The 17,145-nt window shown below is 67.3% G+C and carries 16 protein-coding genes and 1 pseudogene; 12 read left to right on the top strand and 5 right to left on the bottom strand.

Features of this window, described 5'->3' with window-relative positions; genetic code table 11:
- Window positions 1-112: 112 nt before the first annotated feature.
- Window positions 113-367: a DUF6894 family protein gene (locus F6X51_RS29050; protein ID WP_407658576.1), complete on the bottom strand. Its 255-nt coding sequence runs from the start codon at window positions 365-367 to the stop codon at window positions 113-115.
- 251 nt (window positions 368-618) lie between these two features.
- Complete coding sequence (locus tag F6X51_RS16250) at window positions 619-798, bottom strand: hypothetical protein (RefSeq protein ID WP_150964728.1); 180 nt, start codon at window positions 796-798, stop codon at window positions 619-621.
- Between the two features lie 364 nt (window positions 799-1,162).
- Here F6X51_RS16250 and F6X51_RS16245 point away from each other — a divergent pair, with 364 nt between their 5' ends.
- Entirely contained in the window at window positions 1,163-1,405 is a 243-nt protein-coding gene (locus F6X51_RS16245) for a hypothetical protein (protein WP_150964727.1), read from the top strand.
- Window positions 1,406-1,470: 65 nt separating this feature from the next.
- On the opposite strand, the gene F6X51_RS16240 is transcribed toward F6X51_RS16245, so the two are convergent.
- Entirely contained in the window at window positions 1,471-1,830 is a 360-nt protein-coding gene (locus F6X51_RS16240) for a hypothetical protein (protein WP_150964726.1), read from the bottom strand.
- 416 nt (window positions 1,831-2,246) lie between these two features.
- Here F6X51_RS16240 and F6X51_RS16235 point away from each other — a divergent pair, with 416 nt between their 5' ends.
- From F6X51_RS16235 to F6X51_RS16210, 6 genes and pseudogenes are all read left to right on the top strand, one after another.
- Window positions 2,247-3,110 carry a transglutaminase family protein gene (locus F6X51_RS16235; protein ID WP_150964725.1) on the top strand — a complete coding sequence of 288 codons (864 nt, stop codon included), beginning with the start codon at window positions 2,247-2,249 and terminating at the stop codon, window positions 3,108-3,110.
- 107 nt (window positions 3,111-3,217) lie between these two features.
- Window positions 3,218-3,637, top strand: coding sequence for a CopG family transcriptional regulator (locus tag F6X51_RS16230; RefSeq protein WP_150964724.1), 420 nt, complete (start codon window positions 3,218-3,220; stop codon window positions 3,635-3,637).
- Between the two features lie 95 nt (window positions 3,638-3,732).
- Window positions 3,733-4,971 carry an extracellular catalytic domain type 1 short-chain-length polyhydroxyalkanoate depolymerase gene (locus F6X51_RS16225; protein WP_150964817.1) on the top strand — a complete coding sequence of 413 codons (1,239 nt, stop codon included), beginning with the start codon at window positions 3,733-3,735 and terminating at the stop codon, window positions 4,969-4,971.
- A gap of 140 nt (window positions 4,972-5,111) precedes the next feature.
- Window positions 5,112-6,440 carry a leucine-rich repeat-containing protein kinase family protein gene (locus F6X51_RS16220; protein WP_150964723.1) on the top strand — a complete coding sequence of 443 codons (1,329 nt, stop codon included), beginning with the start codon at window positions 5,112-5,114 and terminating at the stop codon, window positions 6,438-6,440.
- 346 nt (window positions 6,441-6,786) lie between these two features.
- Window positions 6,787-7,986 (top strand): glycosyltransferase family 61 protein, encoded by a 1,200-nt coding sequence (locus F6X51_RS28980; RefSeq protein WP_191970142.1) that lies wholly within the window; start codon window positions 6,787-6,789, stop codon window positions 7,984-7,986.
- 4 nt (window positions 7,987-7,990) lie between these two features.
- A pseudogene (locus tag F6X51_RS16210) lies at window positions 7,991-8,551 on the top strand (TonB-dependent siderophore receptor); the annotation flags it as partial.
- A gap of 126 nt (window positions 8,552-8,677) precedes the next feature.
- Here F6X51_RS16210 and frc read toward each other — a convergent pair.
- Together frc and F6X51_RS16200 are read right to left on the bottom strand one after the other, a co-directional pair.
- Window positions 8,678-9,928, bottom strand: a complete 1,251-nt coding sequence (gene frc / locus F6X51_RS16205) for a formyl-CoA transferase (RefSeq protein ID WP_150964721.1) — start codon at window positions 9,926-9,928, stop codon at window positions 8,678-8,680.
- A 134-nt stretch (window positions 9,929-10,062) separates the two neighbouring features.
- Window positions 10,063-10,512: a PAS domain-containing protein gene (locus tag F6X51_RS16200; RefSeq protein ID WP_150964720.1), complete on the bottom strand. Its 450-nt coding sequence runs from the start codon at window positions 10,510-10,512 to the stop codon at window positions 10,063-10,065.
- A 480-nt stretch (window positions 10,513-10,992) separates the two neighbouring features.
- On the opposite strand from F6X51_RS16200, the gene F6X51_RS16195 reads away from it, so the two are divergent.
- The 5 genes from F6X51_RS16195 to oxc all read left to right on the top strand — a co-directional run bounded on the left by F6X51_RS16195 (window position 10,993) and on the right by oxc (window position 16,676).
- Window positions 10,993-11,436 (top strand): OsmC family protein, encoded by a 444-nt coding sequence (locus F6X51_RS16195; RefSeq protein WP_150964719.1) that lies wholly within the window; start codon window positions 10,993-10,995, stop codon window positions 11,434-11,436.
- 71 nt (window positions 11,437-11,507) lie between these two features.
- Entirely contained in the window at window positions 11,508-11,882 is a 375-nt protein-coding gene (locus F6X51_RS16190; protein WP_150964718.1) for a Cif family virulence factor, read from the top strand.
- 88 nt (window positions 11,883-11,970) lie between these two features.
- The gene (locus F6X51_RS16185) at window positions 11,971-12,657 is read left to right on the top strand and encodes an alpha/beta hydrolase (RefSeq protein WP_150964717.1); all 687 of its coding nucleotides are present in this window, start codon (window positions 11,971-11,973) and stop codon (window positions 12,655-12,657) included.
- A gap of 571 nt (window positions 12,658-13,228) precedes the next feature.
- A complete protein-coding gene (oxlT, locus tag F6X51_RS16180; protein ID WP_407658575.1) occupies window positions 13,229-14,545 on the top strand; it encodes an oxalate/formate MFS antiporter in 1,317 nt (438 codons plus the stop codon).
- Between the two features lie 367 nt (window positions 14,546-14,912).
- On the top strand, window positions 14,913-16,676 hold the full coding sequence (oxc, locus tag F6X51_RS16175; RefSeq protein ID WP_150964716.1) for an oxalyl-CoA decarboxylase: 1,764 nt from the start codon (window positions 14,913-14,915) through the stop codon (window positions 16,674-16,676).
- Window positions 16,677-17,145: the final 469 nt, after the last annotated feature.

Here is a 17,145-nt window from a genome sequence, read left to right as displayed (position 1 = left end):
CGGCGCCGCGTGCCGGGTCTGATCACGCCACATCCGCAACGGCGCCCCGGCTGGAGTCTGCCGGAGCTTTCGCGCTTCAAGGGACCACTCGGTCCGCGTGCCGAACCGGAGTTCAGCGCGGGGGAGGATCCCGGGATGCCTCACCCTCGATCACGCAGTTCAGGGAGATCCTGAGGATGCGCCGGCCCGTGGGATCGCGGACGCTGACGGCCACGGAACGGCTTCGTCCCTCACCAAGGTGGCGACTGGCACAGTCCTGCGCCACACGCACTGCGTAATGGCGGACAACATTCAGGTTGATCAGCTCGACGCCTCGATCATCGTGCGTTACTTCACCGTCATCGATGTCGAAGAAATACCTGGACATTAACCTCAGGCTTATTTTGGCATCATAGATGGCTATGATAGCCGCGCAATTTGGCGCGGTTCTGCCAGAATGCTTTTGCATCAAATAAATGAACGTATCAATTAGTCAAATCATACTAGTAATTTGTGGTTCAGCAGCGCGGTCTGAGCCGCGGCCTGCGGACACGGGATGGTCTCCTGCCGTCCGCAGGAAACCGCGCCGGATCGGGCGGTGCCGGGTTATCGGCCCGTCGATCCCGCAGTGTGGACGTCTCAGCCGCCCGCCTGCTCCTCATCGTCGACGAGCTTCGTGAATTGGCGTGCTAGGGCCTCGATCTGACGGGAGGTCGCCACGACCCTGATCACGCGGCCGTCATCCGCCTCGATCACGAGTTCATAGCCACCGGGAACCTCCGTCGTCAGCACGCGGACCAGCTTCTTCGGTTCAGTCATGGGTAACCGTCGGATCAGGGGAGTGGGTGAGCCAGGATGGCGGCGGTCTCGTGCTCCAGCGGCCGGCATCCCGACCGGGCCCCATCGTGGAACGGCCGGATGCCGGGGCCCGGACGCCCCCTCCGCCGAGCCGGCGCCCCCACCGCGCTGCCGCGCCGGCCGCGTGGGGATGCGGAGGACCGAGAGCCCGCCGGAGTTCCCGGTCGAGACGAGCTTACCGCGCCCGCTCGCGACTCGTCCATCGAAACGATGTCCGGGTCTTCCGTCCCGGCTTGCGGCGTCGCGGAGCCCCCTCGGGTTCCGGTTAGGCCGGACGCGCCGTCGATATTACGCTACCCTCCCGGTCCTCAGAAGGATTTCGGCCATGGACGTCGTTCTCAACCCGATCGGATCGGACGGCTTGGCCTGGAGCCTGAAGGATCGGCTCGGCCGGCCCCTCGGCAAGGTCGAGAGTTCCGGGCCCTCCGGCGGCTACGAGATCATCCCGGAGGAGGGCAGTCCGCTGCAGGGCGTCGTGCGGCTCCACGCCTCCCTCGATGCCATCATGGCCGCGATCGAGCGGCAGATGGGCGGCCCCTGCCAGATCAACAGCGGGGATTGGACCTGATCCCGCCCGTGCCCCGGCGGCGCTGCTCTGCCGGCCTCGCTGCCCCATCCGTCGCGGACCGGGCGCTACCCCGCGCGCCCGATGTCGAACCACACGCTCTCCAGCACCATCGCGCGCCAATCCGAGTGCAGCGGGTCCATCTGGACGATGTGCATGATGGCCTCGTCGAGGGCATCGAGGCCGCCGGTCTCGTGGATGGCCTCGCCGAGCCCGTGCAACTCGGTCCAGTAGGCCAGCCCCGCCGGGTCGCTCGCGCGATCCGTGAAATCCGGACCGAGCCGGGCCCGTCCGGGCTCGCGCCACGTGGTGAGGACGCCGCCGTCGCACACGGCGCTGAACGTGGCGCGGCCAGCATCGCTCCGCTCGATGACCTGCAGCAGCGCGTCCGTGGCAGCCTCGGCGGCGGTGATCTGGTGTCCCGGCACGCATGTCTCCCAGAGGCGCCCGATCCCTGGGGGCACCAACGCGGATCGAGGGATGGCAAGAGATGCGCCGGCTCCCGCGCACATGACGGCGAAGAACCACGCGGCGCCTCAACGTTCGGGGCATGAGAATGTTGCCCGATCGCACGCGTCTGCGCCGAGGCTTCGTCTTGCGTGCGACGATGATCGCCGTACATGGACAACGGATGACGCCGATCGTCCAGTCTATGGGGAGATCCTGCGTCGGGCTTCGGCTGTCCGGAACGTCTCGAACAAGCTCTTCGCCGGCTCCCATCGTGGGAAATCTGTCGATCGGTCCGCCCTGACGACGGGGCTCCCGCCTGCGTCGGGGCGTCTGGCCCGATGGCGGGCCGTGCGGGATAGTCAGTCAGGCCGGACAGGTCTCGGAGGGACGTCACTTGGTCAGGTTGCAGATCCATCACCGGACCGAGTATCGTTACCGCTGGCCCGTGAGCCTCGGGGCCCATAGGCTGCTGCTCCGGCCCCGCGAGAGCCGCGACGTGCGCCTCCTCTCGAGCCACCTCGCGCTGACGCCGGACGCGGTCCTGAACTGGGCGAACGACGTCGCCGGCAACGCGCTCGCCACCGCCACCTTCGGCACGCCCTCCGACACCCTGGTGATCGACAGCGTAGCCGAGGTCGAACTCTCCGCACAGGTCTACCCGGTCTTCGACATCGCGGCCTGCGCCCAATCCTACCCCTTCCGCTACGCCGATGACGCCTGGACCGATCTCGGCGCCCTGACGATCCTGCAATATCCCGACGACGGGCGCCTGCGGGCGTGGGCGCAGGGCTTCGTCGCGGGCAACCCGACCGGCACCCTCGCGCTCCTGCAGGACCTGAACGCGGGCGTCGCCAACGCCATCGCCTACCAGGCGCGCGAGGACGAGGGCACGCAACCGCCGAACGAGACCCTGTGGCGCGCGCAGGGATCCTGCCGCGACCTCGCGACCCTGTTCGTCGAGGCCGTGCGCAGCCTCGGCTTCGGCGCGCGGGTCGTCTCGGGCTACCTCCACGACCCCACCCGCACCCTGGTCGGCTCCGCCGATTCCGGATCGACCCATGCCTGGGCGGAGGTCTACGTGCCCGGCGCGGGCTGGATCACCTTCGATCCGACAAACCGCAGCATGGGCGGCGCGAACCTCATCCCGGTCGCCGTCGCGCGCGACATCCGGCAGGCCATGCCGGTCGTCGGCAGCTATCTCGGTTCCCCCGACGCGTTCATGGGCATGGGCGTGACCGTGCGCGTCGCCTCGCTCTAGCGCCTCTCCAGGCCCGGGCGAACATTCGACGACACCGGGCCTTGCGGTTCGGATGGCGCACGCCATCTCTAGACCATCCAACGGGATGGTCTAGAGAGGTTCAGGAGATGGCGGACAACGTTCACGAGCTGCGGCCGAAGACGCCGGACAGCGAGAAAGTGACGGTCAATCTCGGCTTCGTCGACCTCGGTCGGGTCGATCTCATGGTGCGGGACGGGTTCTACGCCAACCGTGCCGACTTCATCCGGACCGCGGTGCGCAACCAGCTCGAGCGGCAGGAGGAGGCCGTGCGCCAGTCCGTGACGCGCCGCCAGCTCAGCCTCGGCCTGTCGCACTTCACCCGGCGGGATCTCGAGGCCGCGCGGGATGCGGGCGTGCCGCTCAACATCCAGGTCCTCGGTCTCGCCACCATCGCCGAGGACGTCACGCCGGAACTCGCCCGCGCGGCGATCGCCTCGATCCAGGTGCTGGGCGCCTTCCACGCCAGCGCCGCCGTGAAGGCGGCTTTGGCCGACCGGACCGCCTAACCGGACCACACGACCGAACCACGACACCCCACCGACCTGCCGCGAAGCGGCGCTCACGCCCAGGCCATCGTCCGGGCGAACGAAGGATCATGACCATGACCGCATTCGGCACGATCGACATCGGCGAGGTGACCCGCCTGACCCGGGCCGGCAAGCTCGCCGAGGCCATGGCGCTGCTCAAGGGCCAGGAAGCGCCGGGCCCGGCGCCCAAGGAGGCGGGCCGGAGCGCCCGCGCGTCCGCCTTCCGGTCGATCATCGACATGGTGCCCCCCGCGCAAGCGGGCGGAGCCTGGACGGCCCCGGGATCCCCCGGGCAGGCCAAGGCCGCAGCCTTCCCGGATCTTGGCGAGACGATGCGGACCTTCCGCGAGCGGCTCGCCACGCCGGGGGCGCTCCCCGGCCTCGGCGAGGGGTTCGGGCGGGGCCTTGGCGAGGGCGTCGGGCCGGCCCGTCAGGCGCCTCCGGTCCCGGATGGGGCGCGCTTCGAGGAGCGGAGCTTCACGGCCGAGGCCGGAAGCCGGACCTACAAGGTCTTCGTCCCGAGCGGCTATACCGGCCAGGCGCTGCCCGTCGTGGTCATGCTGCACGGCTGCACCCAGAACCCCGACGATTTCGCCGCCGGCACGCGGATGAACGAGCTGGCCGAGGAACAGACGTTCCTCGTCGCCTATCCGCGTCAGCCCCAATCCGCCAACCTGCAGAAGTGCTGGAACTGGTTCAACGCCGGGGACCAGCAGCGGGACGGCGGCGAGCCGGCGCTGATTGCCGGCATCGCGCGGGCGGTGATCGCGGAGTTCTCGGCCGATGCGGGCCAGGTCTACGTGGCCGGCCTCTCGGCAGGGGGCGCCGCGGCGGCCATCATGGCCCAGACCTATCCGGACCTGTTCGCTGCGGCGGGCGTGCATTCGGGACTGGCCTGCGGGGCCGCCCGGGACATGCCGTCGGCCTTCGCGGCCATGAGCGGCGGCGGCGCGGCCCGGCCGCGCGGGGCGGGCCCTGCGGTGCCGACCATCGTCTTCCACGGTGACGGCGACCGGACCGTGAACCCCGTCAATGGCGATCAGGTCATCGCCCAGGCGACGCCGGGGACGGACCTGTCGCGGCAGGTGACGCGAGGCGAGACGCCCGGCGGGATGGCCTATACGCGCACGGTCCAGTCCGACGCGGCCGGCCGGGAGGTTCTCGAGCATTGGGTGCTGCACGGGGCCGGCCATGCCTGGTCCGGTGGCAGCCCGGCGGGCTCCTACACGGATCCGCGCGGACCCGATGCCAGCCGCGAGATGATGCGCTTCTTTCGGAGCCAGGCGCGCGTGCCGGCGCAGACGCGCCACTGAACCTCGCAACCGGAGGGCGCCCCGACCGGGGTGCCCTCCGGTGAACCTGCACCGTCGCTGCCCCGCCCTTCTCAAGCCCCGCGCGATCTGCGAACCCTCCAGACAGGAATTGGCCGCAGGCCAGGATCAGGGCGGCGAGGATGCAGGATCCATTGCAGGCGCTTCGGCGTGGGGACCTCGCCGGTGCGCGCAGCCTGCGCCTCACAGGCGAGCTCACCACCTTTCCGCGCGAGATCTTCGGCCTCGCCGAGACCCTGGAGGTGCTGGATCTCAGCGGCACCGATCTCAGCGCACTTCCCCACGATATGGGGCGCCTCACCGGTCTCCGCGTGCTGTTCTGCTCCGGTACGCGGTTCGCGCGGCTGCCGCCCTGCCTCGGGGATTGCCGCGCCTTGAGCCAAATCGGCTTCCGGGGGACCGGTCTGTGCGACGTGCCGGGCGAATCCCTGCCCCCGTTCCTGCGCTGGCTGACATTGACGGACAACCGGATCGAAGCGCTTCCCGAGGCCCTGGGCGAGCGGCCCCATCTCCAGAAGCTGATGCTCTCGGGCAACCGCCTCAAGGTTCTGCCCGCCTCCCTCGCGGGCGCGCCGAATCTCGAGCTTCTGCGCTTGTCCGCGAACTGCTTCGAGGCCCTGCCGCCCTGGCTGACGGAGCTGCCTGCCCTCGCCTGGATCGCCTGGGCCGGGAACCCGCTCGAGGGCCCGCCCACAGCGATGCCCGTTCCGCAGGTCCCCTGGTCCCACCTCGAACCCGGTCCGCTGCTGGGAGAGGGCGCTTCGGGCCGCGTGCATCGGGCGTTCTGGCGCGAAGACGGCGCTGGCGCCGCGCAAGCCGTCGCCCTGAAGCTGTTCAAGGGGGCCATGACCAGCGACGGGTTGCCCGAACAGGAGATGGCGGCCTGCCTGGCTGCGGGCCGGCACCCGCACCTCACCGGGGCGCTTGGTCAGGTCACCGGGCATCCGGAGGCGGCCCACGGGCTCCTGATGCCGCTCCTGCCGGACACCTGGCGCGTGCTCGCGGGGCCGCCGAGCCTCGCGAGCTGCAGCCGCGACGTCTACGATCCCGGCCTGCGCCTCGCGCCGCGCGCCGCAATCAGCATCGCGCGGGCGACGGCGGCCGCCGCCGCTCACCTTCACGCCGGGCGGATCCTGCACGGCGATCTCTACGCCCACAATATCCTCTGGGATGGCGGGGCGGGCGAGGCGGTGCTCAGCGATTTCGGCGCCGCCTCCGTGCTGCCCGCTGGGCCGGCCGCAGCCGATCTGGAGCGGATCGAGACACGGGCCTGGGGCCTCCTCCTCGGCGAGCTCCTCGATCATTGCACCACGGAGCCCGATCGAAGCGTCGCCTTGCGGGCCCTGGAGGGCGCCTGCATCGAGCCCGATCCGCGGGCGCGGCCGCGCATGGCCGAGGTGCTCGCCACCCTGACCGGCCTCGCGCCGGAGACCTCCGCGCCTCAGACGTGAGTCCGGTCGCATCCTACCGTCCCAGGGCGCTGATGCGCTCGCGAAACTCCCAGGATAAATCCGGACGCGGGTGTGATCGCAACGGCCTCGCTCTTCGGATTTTCCGGTCTCTGTCCGATCGATCAGGGCACGACGCCGCGAAGAGGGCTTGATTTCCCGCGCAAGACCATGGCCCTCGGGCTGTCGAGACAATCCGCAGCCGCATGAGCATCAGGATTCGAAGTTTGCATTGGCGTGCCGCGGCCCTTTCCCCGAATGCTTCGCGCTGCAGGCTCCGGCAGCGCGCGTCGCGGCGCCGGCCCAGAGGATGTCCCGCCGTCACGCGCGACTTGGGTCCGGCGTCGTGATGCTGCGCGTGCTCCGCAGGGGGCGCCGGCTTCTCCAGAGAAGCCGCTCGGCCGTCACGGACTTGATCCGGACCGGCAGGAGCTTCAACGACGCTGCGACACGCCGGGCGCAGATCGCCCTGGCGAACACCCATTCCGGCGCCGCCGTCGTGCTTCCAGACACGGACGCGACGATCGTCACGCGCCTGCGCTCGCCCGCCTTCGCGATACCCTACCCGGACCTGCGGAACGAAGATCTGATGCCCGCCGATGTCCGCGATGCCTGTCGCGGTGCCTGGGCGCACGGAGCGTACGAGGAAAGCGACGTCATCGTGCGCCGGTTTCAAAACGTTTACCTGACAAATCAAGGTCTCGTGGTTCGTGCGGACGATCTCGGGATTTATCGGTCCAGCATATCCCAGCACACGAACCACGATTTGAACCACGGTCTCGACGTTCTCAGAGCGGCCCTGCTGCGCGGAAGAGTGAACCGCTTCCGCGAGCCGATGGCGTTGTGCTTCAAGCCAGGGCACGACAATTACGGACATTGGCTGAACGAGATGATGCCCCGGGCCGCGATCCTGCGCGATCTCGGCCTGCAGACCATGCGCTACATCGTGCCGCCGCAGAGCGGTGCCCTCGGCCGCGCCCTTCGGGATTCCGCTGCGCTGCTCGGGTTGCCGCGCAGGCGCCTCGTCCCGGCCTGCGAACCGATGTGGTGCGAGGATGTGTACCTGGTCGAGCAATTGACCCATCACGGGATCTTCATGTCGCCCCTCGTCTTCGACGCGGCGCGCGAGGTCGCCGCACAGGTGCCCGGCGATCCCGACGAGGCGATCTACGTGACCCGGCGCGGCTTCACGCGGGCGTTCGCCGAGGAGGATGCGGTCGCGGAGGCCTTCCAGAGGGCGGGCTTCCGGGTGATCGACCCGGCCGGAATGTCGTTCCGCCAGCAGGTCGCCGCCTTCAAGAATGCCCGCAGGATCGTCGGCGTGATGGGGGCCGGCCTCTCCAATATCAGCTTCACGGCGCCGGGCGCCCGCATCACGGTCTTCGCTCCGACCACGATGGCCGATACCTTCTACTGGTTCCTGGCCGGCTTGAACGGGCACACCTACCGGGAGGTCCGCTGCCCGGTCACCGGGCAGGCGCGTCGGCACGGCGCCAAGGACATGGACCTCGACATGAGCGTCGACGCAGTGATGGCCGCGATCCTGTAGCGACTTCTCCCTCAACCGCGACTTCCCGCCGCAGGCCGATGCCCAGAACGGCGAGCGCATCGAGGTTCTCAAGGGGCCGGGGGGCGCCCTGTTCGGGTACGGCGACCCGGGCGGGGCCGTCAACCCGCAGAGTGCTTCGTCGAGATGGGCGGCCTCCGGCGCAGCTTCGGGCAGGTCCGCGGCACCGTCGATGCGGGCGGTTCGCTCACCCAGGAGGGCACGCTCCTCGGCCGCTTCAACCTCGCGGCCGGGCGGCAGGACAGCGTCCGCGATTTCGTCGACGGAGACCGGCTGTTCGTCGCGCCCGTGGTCAGCTGGCCGATCAACGCCGGACACCAAGGCCACGATCGAAACCGAGTTCGTGCGCAACCGGATCGTGTTCGACCGGGGCGTGATCGCCATCGACAAGCAACTCGGCTTCCTGCCGATCTCGCGCTTCCTCGGGAAGCCCGGCCGGAACACCGCGCAGATCTCGAACGCGATGCAGCTGCGCCTCGATCACCGCTTCGATGCCGACTGGCAGATGCGGCTCGCCACCTGCCTCGACACCGGCACCCTGAACGGCCGGCGCAGGCATCGTGCGGATGCGGGTTGAGGCCGCCAGGCCCTCGCGTCGCAGGCCGGCCTCAAACGCAGAATGGCGGCGCGCCTGCCAGCGCGCCGCCATCTCGTCATGCGAAGGGAGGGGGCCTTAGACCGCGCGCTCCTGGTGCAGTCGCTCGATCTGCTGCTCCGTGTAGCCGAGGCCGCGCAGGACCTCGTCCGTGTGTTCGCCGAGCAGCGGAGACGCCTTCACCTCGACCTTGAGGTCGGAGAACTTGATCGGGCTCCCGACGGTCAGGTACGAGCCGAGCTTCGGATGCGGAACCTCGACCACGGTGCCGCTGGCGCGCAGCGACGGATCGGCCGCGATCTCCTTCATCGACAGAACCGGCGAGCACGGGATGTCGAACTTGCGCAGGATGTCGACCGCCTCGAACTTGGTCTTGTCGCCGAGCCACTCCTCGATGGTGTTGAAGATGTCGAAGATCTTGTCCTGGCGGGCACGGGCGGTGTTGTAGGCCGGATCGTCGATCCACTCCTCCTTGCCGAGCGCCTTGCAGATCGGTGCCCAGGCATGGCCCTGGATCGTGAAGTAGATGTAGGCGTTCGGATCGGTCTCCCAACCCTTGCACTTCAGAACCCAGCCCGGCTGACCGCCGCCGCCGGCATTGCCGCCGCGCGGCACGACGTCCGAGAACTCGCCGTGCGGGTACTGGGGATACTCCTCGAGGTAGCCGAGGGCATCCAGGCGCTGCTGGTCGCGCAGCTTGACACGGCAGAGGTTGAGCACCGAATCCTGCATGGACACGGCGACCTTCTGACCCTTGCCGGTCTTGCTCTTGTGGTGGAGCGCCGTGAGGATGCCGATGGCGAGGTGCATGCCGGTGTTGGAATCGCCGAGAGCCGCGGCGCTGACGGTGGGCGGACCATCCCAGAAGCCCGTGGTCGAGGCGGCGCCGCCGGCGCACTGCGCCACGTTCTCGTAGACCTTCAGGTCCTCGTAATGGTGGCCGTCGGAGAAGCCCTTGACCGAGGCGAGGATCATGCCCGGGTTGAGCTCCTGGATCCGCGCCCAGGAGAAGCCCATGCGATCAAGCGCGCCGGGACCGAAATTCTCGACCATCACGTCGGATTCGCGGATCAGCTTCTCAAGGACTTCCTTGCCCTGGGCCGTCTTCGTGTCCAGCGTCAGCGAACGCTTGTTGCTGTTCAGCATGGTGAAGTAGAGGGCGTCCGCATCCTCCACGTGACGGAGTTGGGTTCGCGTCACGTCGCCGGCCCCGGGGCGCTCGACCTTGATCACGTCGGCGCCGAACCAGGCCAGCAGCTGCGTGCAGGCGGGGCCTGCCTGGACGTGGGTGAAATCGATGATCTTGATGCCTTCGAGCGGTTGGCTCATCTTGGTGCTCTCCCTTTGGATCGTTTGGCTTGGGCTTTCGGGGCGAAGTCTTCGATGACGTCTCGGGCCTGTGGGCTTGGGCCTGTGGGCTTGCCCGAAAAAAATTTGGTGCCTGGTTCAGCAGGGCAGTTCGTCTAGGACACACCGCAACTCAACGAGGCGAGCTGGGATTCGAGTTCGTTCAAACGCCGACGCGACTGCCGCTCGTCATTCCAACGCTTGGTGTCATCGCGGATGATCGCCGCGATACCCGTGACCGTATCGTCGGCATCGTGAAGAAGGCCGACCGTGAATGCGATCGACAGGGGCCGACCATCCTTGTGGACGGCGGGAACCCGAAGCACGTCGGTGCCGTAGCGGGTCTCGCCGGTCCGCATCGTCTTGTAATAACCGTCCCAATGACGTTGCCGTTGCCGTTCGGGCGTGATCAGATCAAGTGGCTGACCGAGGGCTTCATCTGTCGAGAAGCCGAATATCCGCTCGGCGGCTGGATTCCAGAGTGTTATCAAGCCTTCAACATCGGACACAACAATCGCATCGCCAATTGAGGCGATCAAGGCGTCGAGATTGACAGTTTGCGGCATCGTGTCTTATCGCGCCCGAAGCTCAGGCTCATCGAGAGGCGGCCGGAATGATCACCGCATAGGACAGCTAAAGATCAGCGTTGACGTCGCGTCGGAATTGTAACGCTGCGCGGTGGCATGACAGAGCAATGCCAAGTAGTTTGACGGTCCGCATCTCTTCCTCCCGTCGAAAGCGTTCGGCCGTTCCGCCGCCCTTCGTCGCTTTCGCGATCATTTCGTGGGCGGTTGGCATGTGGTATGCCAACAGGGCTGCCGTTGTCAAGGGTGAGGTCTCGGCGGAACCGGTGCGCGGGCATCGGTCTCGAAGCGTCCGCCCTTGGCACTGGCGGCAGCGATGCCTAGCATTGGCTTCGTGCCGTGATGCCGGGCCTCACTCGATGATCGTGATGGCCTGATCGCCATCCGCCCGGCGGATCGCAGCCCTGCCATCGTCAGAACGGATCGAGCCGCCCGCTGAGGCGCTCGCATCAGGAGAGCCACATGGCCTCGAGCCCGAGCATCACGATCAAGCAGGTCGACAATTACAAATTCACGGTGGATTTCGGCTCCTTGATTCCCGAACTGCTCGTCGACGAGGCGATCCCGATCGGACGCGGGGAGGGGCCATTCCCCGAGCAGTTGCTGGTTGCCGGTGTGGCGAATTGCCTGTGCGCCAGCCTCGTCTTCGCCCTCGGCAAGTACAAGCAGGATGCTCAAGGCGTCGTGGCGGAGGCGACATGTGCAGTCGAGCGCAACGCGGAGGGCCGCCTCAGGATCACAGGGATCGACGTCGCGATTTCCCTGGGCGCGGACGCCGGCGCGCTGGACCGGCTGGACAAGGTCCTGGCTCAGTTCGAGCGCTTCTGCACGGTGTCCGAGAGCGTCAAGGTCGGCATTCCCGTGGCGGTTTCGGTGCGCGACAGCCAGGGCGTGCGCCTGAAATAGGGATCCGGCCGGCGGCTGAGCCGAGTTCCCGCCGAGAGCCAATTTCAGAATCGAACAAGGAGGATCCGTCCATGAACAAGACCGACCGCAAGGCTGCGCACGAGCCGGAAGATCTCGCGCGTCTCTTCAACGAGCGTGCGAATGCGGGCGACGCCGAGGGACTCGTCGCCCTGTACGAGCCGGACGCCGTGGTGGCGGTCGGCGAAGTCGTCGCGACGGGCCACACCGAGATCCGGACATTCTACACGGACCTTCTCGCCAAGCGATCGAACTTCCCGGCCGTGGACGCGCCGCCCGCGCTCCGCAACGGGTCCGTCGCCCTCACCTTCGCCCGCCTGCCGAACGGGAACGTCTCGGTCGAGGCCGCGCGGCAGCAGGACGACGGAACCTGGCTCTGGTTCATCGACCAGCTGAAGCTTCGCCCGCTGACCCCCGGCAAGGATTAGGCGATTCTCGCCGAAGGAGAGGCCAGACCAGGATGGTGATCATGAAGGACGACGATCCGCGCTCGAATCCCGCAACCGGGTGCGCGGCATGATCGATCCCCATCTCGCGGGGCAACTCGGCTTCGCCCATCGCCTGCCGACCGAGGCGCCGCTGCCGCCGGGGCGGCACGAACTCGGGCTCTTCGAAGAGCGCGACGCCCTCCTCTGCGTGCCCCATGGCATCGATGCGCGCCGTCCCACGCCCCTCGTCGTCCTGTTCCATGGCGGCGGCGGCAGCGCGGCCAAGATCCTGCCGATGCTGCAGCAGCATGCGGAGGCGCGGAGCTTCCTGCTCCTCGCCCCCCAATCCCTGTTGCCGACCTGGGACATCGTCATCGCGGGGCACGGGCCGGATCGTCAGCGCCTTGATCATGCGCTGGCCGCGGTCTCCTCCCGTTTTCTCCTGGACCCCACGCATCTCGCCTTCGCGGGGCATTCCGACGGCGGCAGCTACGCCCTGTCGTCCGGCCTCGCCAACGGGAACGTCGTCACGCACCTCATCATCTCGTCGGCTGGCTTCATGTCCGTGCACAGGCAGGAGGGGGCGCCGCGAATCTTCATCTCCCACGGGACGAAGGACGAGCAGATCCCGATCGATCGCAGCGGCCGCGTCCATTCCGCCCGTCTCAAGGAGGCGGGTTACGACGTCACCTACGTCGAATACGAAGGCCCGCATGCCTATCAACCACCGATCGTCGCGCAAGCCGTCGATTTCTTCCTCGCCGATCGCGACTGAGCCCTGCGGCGCCAGCCCGTGTCCGCAAGCGCTCGGCCGAGGCACGTTGATTTTTCGTGCCGGCTCTCGTCGATGGCTCGTCGCTTCCGACCCGGAGAAATTTTGGGCGACGAGCATCTGAGCAAAATACTGAAAAGGCAGCATGAATTGCGAGCGTCGGGCATGCCGTCAGGACGTCGATCCTGAGTTTCGCTCGGTCCGGAGAAGCGACCGAGAAGCCCCTTTCGCGGGTTTGAAAGGGAAATATGTTGCAATGCAAAATCGAATCTTGCCCGCCGTGCTCTTGACGAGCGAGCCGGTGAGGCAGAAGCTGGTATACAATATACGAGTCAGAGCAGATACCGTGGTTGCGACGACAACGCTCGCAACGTGCGGTCTGCGAGGCTACAAGAACTGTCGCGCTTGCTGTGCGGTACGTTCACTTCATTCGCACGGTGGCTCGGCATGATGCCTCGGCCTTGGCGAATCACTGACGGGGCGCGAGACATACTTCGCCGCCTCCACCCTCAGATAAGCTTCTACTCTTCTGAACCACAGCGATGCTCCGGTAGAGGGCACTTGGAGGAAACCGATGGGTACGACGGACGTGACGCCCACCAAACCGGTGAGCGATGGTTATCGATGGATGCAATTGGTCATCGGCGTCATCTGCATGGTGATGATCGCCAACCTGCAATACGGCTGGACGTTCTTCGTCCCTGAGATTCAAAAGAAATTCGGCTTCGATCGCGCCGCGATCCAGTGGGCCTTCACGCTGTTCGTGCTCTTCGAGACCTGGCTCGTGCCGGTCGAAGGCTGGTTCGTCGACAAGTACGGCCCGAAGGTCGTGGTTCTCTTCGGCGGCGTGCTCTGCGGCATCGGGTGGGTGATCAACGCCTACGCCACCACGCTGAACATGTTCTATCTCGGCCAGGTGGTCGCGGGTCTCGGCGCCGGCGCCGTTTACGGCACCTGCGTGGGCAGCGCCCTCAAGTGGTTCCCGGACAAGCGCGGTCTCGCCGCCGGCATCACGGCCGCGGGCTTCGGCGCCGGTTCGGCCCTCACGGTCGCGCCGATCCAGTGGGCCATCGCCGATGCGGGCTTCCAGGCCGCCTTCCTGTACTTCGGCATCGGCCAGGGCCTGATCGTCGCCCTGCTGGCCTTCTTCCTCGCCTCGCCCAAGAAGGGGCAGGTCCCGGAGGTGGTCGCCAACGCCAACATCATCCAGACCCGGCGCAACTACACCCCTGGCGAGGTCGCCCGGCAGCCGATCTTCTGGCTGATGTACTTCATGTTCGTCATCGTCGGCGCCGGCGGCCTGATGATCACCGCGAACCTGAAGCCGATCGCGGCCGATATCGGGGTCGACAAGGTGCCGGTGACCATCCTGGGCGTCACCATGATCGCCATCACCTTCGCGGCGACCATCGATCGGGTGCTCAACGGTCTGACGCGGCCCTTCTTCGGCTGGGTCTCGGACAAGATCGGCCGTGAGAACACGATGTTCATCGCCTTCGCCATGGAAGGCTTCGGCATCTACATGCTGTACCTCTGGGGCCATGACCCGCTGTGGTTCGTGCTTCTGTCGGGCTTCGTGTTCTTCGCATGGGGCGAGATCTACTCCCTCTTCCCCTCGACCTGCACGGACACGTTCGGCTCCAAGTTCGCCGCGACGAATGCCGGCCTGCTCTACACGGCCAAGGGGACTGCGGCGCTCCTCGTGCCCTTCGCCAACTACCTGCAGCAGAGCTCGGGCAACTGGAACGGCGTGTTCCTCGCGGCCGCCGGCGCCAACATCCTGGCGTCGATCCTCGCCATCGCGGTGCTGAAGCCCTGGCGCAAGCGCGTCGTGGCCAACAGCCAGGCCGAAGTGACCGGAGCGCCGGCGTCGCGCATCGCGGTCGCCTGACGCACACCTCGATACGAGTGACAATCCGGAGAGGGGGCACGGACTTCAGGTCCGTGCCCCTTTTTCTATGGGCCACCGGGTGTAGGATCGGCGGCGACCGACCTCGCGAAATCGGCAGTTCGTGAAGAGCGTGGCCGCGAATCCAGTTTGACATCTGGTATTTGGCATGCCAGTTTCGAGTGGTGTTCGCGAGTTGGCTTCGAGGCCCGCGACATCGTTCGAGGAACGCCCGCAGAGGACGTCCTCACGCAGAGTCCGGACGGCAGCGTCACCTCGGTCGGCCGCATCATCGGCGGGCGCGACACCGAGTTGAGCCGTTTGAACGGGCCGCTGAGCCGTACAATCAAAACCTTCGGGAGGAAGCAGAATGTCCGCACTCGCACAGATCATCGATACGCACACGGGCGACGTGAACACGGCCGAGGCCGACAGCCAGCAGGAGCTGACGGACGGCTTCCACCTCGTCATCGACGCGCTCAAGCTCAACGACATCAACACGATCTACGGCGTTCCCGGCATCCCGATCACGGATCTCGGTCGTCTCGCGCAGGCGCAGGGCATGCGCGTCATCTCCTTCCGCCACGAGCAGCATGCCGGCAACGCCGCCGCCATCGCGGGATTCCTGACGAAGAAGCCCGGCATCTGCCTGACCGTGTCGGCCCCCGGCTTCCTCAACGGCCTGACGGCCCTCGCGAACGCCACGACGAACTGCTTCCCGATGATCCTGATCTCGGGCTCGTCCGAGCGCGAGATCGTCGACCTTCAACAGGGCGATTACGAGGAGATGGACCAGCTCGCCATCGCCAAGCCCCTCTGCAAGGCCGCCTTCCGGGTTCTGCACGCCGCCGATATCGGCATCGGCGTCGCGCGCGCGATCCGCGCCGCTGTCTCGGGCCGTCCGGGCGGCGTCTATCTCGATCTTCCCGCCAAGCTGTTCTCGCAGGTCATGGACGCGCAGGCGGGCGCCAAGTCGCTCGTCAAGGTCATCGACCCCGCGCCCGCGCAGCTGCCGGCCCCCGCTGCCGTCCAGCGCGCCCTCGAGGTGCTGAAGAGCGCCAAGCGCCCCCTGATCATCCTCGGCAAGGGCGCGGCCTACGCGCAGGCCGACGACGCGGTCCGCGCTCTCGTCGAGAAGTCCGGCATCCCCTACGTGCCGATGAGCATGGCCAAGGGCCTGCTCCCCGACACCCACCCGCAATCGGCCGGCGCCGCGCGCTCGCTGGTGCTGAAGGATGCCGACGTCGTGCTCCTCGTCGGCGCCCGCCTCAACTGGCTCCTGTCGCACGGCAAGGGCAAGACCTGGGGTGAGCCGGGATCGAAGAAGTTCATCCAGATCGACATCGAGCCGAAGGAGATGGACTCGAACGTCGAGATCGTCGCCCCCCTCGTCGGCGATATCGGCTCCTGCGTCACGGCCCTCCTCGACGGCATGGACGGCAAGTGGCCGACCCCGCCGGCCGACTGGATCAACACCATCAAGGCGCGCAAGGAAGCCAACCTCGCCAAGATGGCGCCGAAGCTGATGAACAACGCCTCGCCCATGAACTTTCACGGCGCCCTCGGCGCGCTGCGGACGGTCATCAAGGAGCGGCCCGACGCGATCCTCGTCAACGAGGGCGCCAACACCCTCGATCTCGCCCGCGGCATCATCGACATGTACCAGCCGCGCAAGCGCCTGGACGTCGGGACCTGGGGCATCATGGGCATCGGCATGGGCTTCGCCGTCGCCGCCGCCGTCGAGACCGGCAAGCCGGTACTCGCGGTCGAGGGCGACAGCGCCTTCGGGTTCTCCGGCATGGAGGTGGAGACGATCTGCCGCTACAACCTGCCGGTCTGCATCGTGGTCTTCAACAACAACGGCATCTATCGGGGGACCGACGTGAACCCCACGGGCCACGAGGACGTCGCCCCGACCGTCTTCGTGAAGGACTCGCGCTACGACAAGATGATGGAGGCCTTCGGGGGGGTCGGCGTCCACGTCACCACCCCGGACGAGCTGAGCCGCGCCGTGAACGCGGCGATGGATTCCGGCCGGCCCACCCTCATCAATGCGGTGATCGACCCGGAAGCCGGCAGCGAGAGCGGCAACATCGGCAGCCTCAACCCGCAGAGCACCATCCGCAAGAAGTGATCCGCTTCGGCGGCATCGGGGATCCGGCGGCCGCCTGAGCAAGGCTCGAGCGTCGCCGATCCTCCGAGTCGAGCCTCAAGTCACCGTGCTGCCGAGCCCCCGGGCCCGGCAGCGTTTCCGTATCGCGGGCAGGCGCACCGGATTCCGCGACGCTTCAGGCGGACCTCTGCGGGCGTTGGAGGGCCGCATCGCGTCATGCCCGACGATAGGATTTTAAACTTATATACACCTGAGCATCGGCGAGAGACTGCGGCGCCCGCGCCCGCTATAGGCTGCGGGTCGCGCGGGTCTCTCGCTCGGCCGGCTTGAACGAGACGAACGCCAGCGAAAGCGTCTCCGAGCACACTTTCGCGGCTCCGGTGCCGGGGACGGCCAGGGGACGAAACGCCAGGGAAGGGAGTGCCATGAACATACACGAATATCAGGCGAAGGCGGTGTTGCGGGAGTTTGGGCTTCCGGTGTCGCGGGG

It is taken from the genome of Methylobacterium planeticum, assembly GCF_008806345.1.
Taxonomy (GTDB): domain Bacteria; phylum Pseudomonadota; class Alphaproteobacteria; order Rhizobiales; family Beijerinckiaceae; genus Methylobacterium; species Methylobacterium planeticum.
The sequence above is the reverse complement of the archived record's forward strand: the minus strand, read 5'-3'. Positions and strand labels throughout refer to the sequence as shown.

Coding starts and splice junctions, on each gene's coding strand:
- F6X51_RS16195 (WP_150964719.1), top strand. CDS start 10,993: ATGGCCTCGAGCCCGAGCATCACGATCAAGCAGGTCGACAATTACAAA.
- oxlT (WP_407658575.1), top strand. CDS start 13,229: ATGGGTACGACGGACGTGACGCCCACCAAACCGGTGAGCGATGGTTAT.
- F6X51_RS28980 (WP_191970142.1), top strand. CDS start 6,787: ATGCTGCGCGTGCTCCGCAGGGGGCGCCGGCTTCTCCAGAGAAGCCGC.
- frc (WP_150964721.1), bottom strand. CDS start 9,928: ATGAGCCAACCGCTCGAAGGCATCAAGATCATCGATTTCACCCACGTC.
- F6X51_RS16200 (WP_150964720.1), bottom strand. CDS start 10,512: ATGCCGCAAACTGTCAATCTCGACGCCTTGATCGCCTCAATTGGCGAT.
- F6X51_RS16245 (WP_150964727.1), top strand. CDS start 1,163: ATGGACGTCGTTCTCAACCCGATCGGATCGGACGGCTTGGCCTGGAGC.
- F6X51_RS16185 (WP_150964717.1), top strand. CDS start 11,971: ATGATCGATCCCCATCTCGCGGGGCAACTCGGCTTCGCCCATCGCCTG.
- oxc (WP_150964716.1), top strand. CDS start 14,913: ATGTCCGCACTCGCACAGATCATCGATACGCACACGGGCGACGTGAAC.
- F6X51_RS16230 (WP_150964724.1), top strand. CDS start 3,218: ATGGCGGACAACGTTCACGAGCTGCGGCCGAAGACGCCGGACAGCGAG.
- F6X51_RS16220 (WP_150964723.1), top strand. CDS start 5,112: ATGCAGGATCCATTGCAGGCGCTTCGGCGTGGGGACCTCGCCGGTGCG.
- F6X51_RS16190 (WP_150964718.1), top strand. CDS start 11,508: ATGAACAAGACCGACCGCAAGGCTGCGCACGAGCCGGAAGATCTCGCG.
- F6X51_RS16225 (WP_150964817.1), top strand. CDS start 3,733: ATGACCGCATTCGGCACGATCGACATCGGCGAGGTGACCCGCCTGACC.
- F6X51_RS16250 (WP_150964728.1), bottom strand. CDS start 798: ATGACTGAACCGAAGAAGCTGGTCCGCGTGCTGACGACGGAGGTTCCC.
- F6X51_RS29050 (WP_407658576.1), bottom strand. CDS start 367: ATGTCCAGGTATTTCTTCGACATCGATGACGGTGAAGTAACGCACGAT.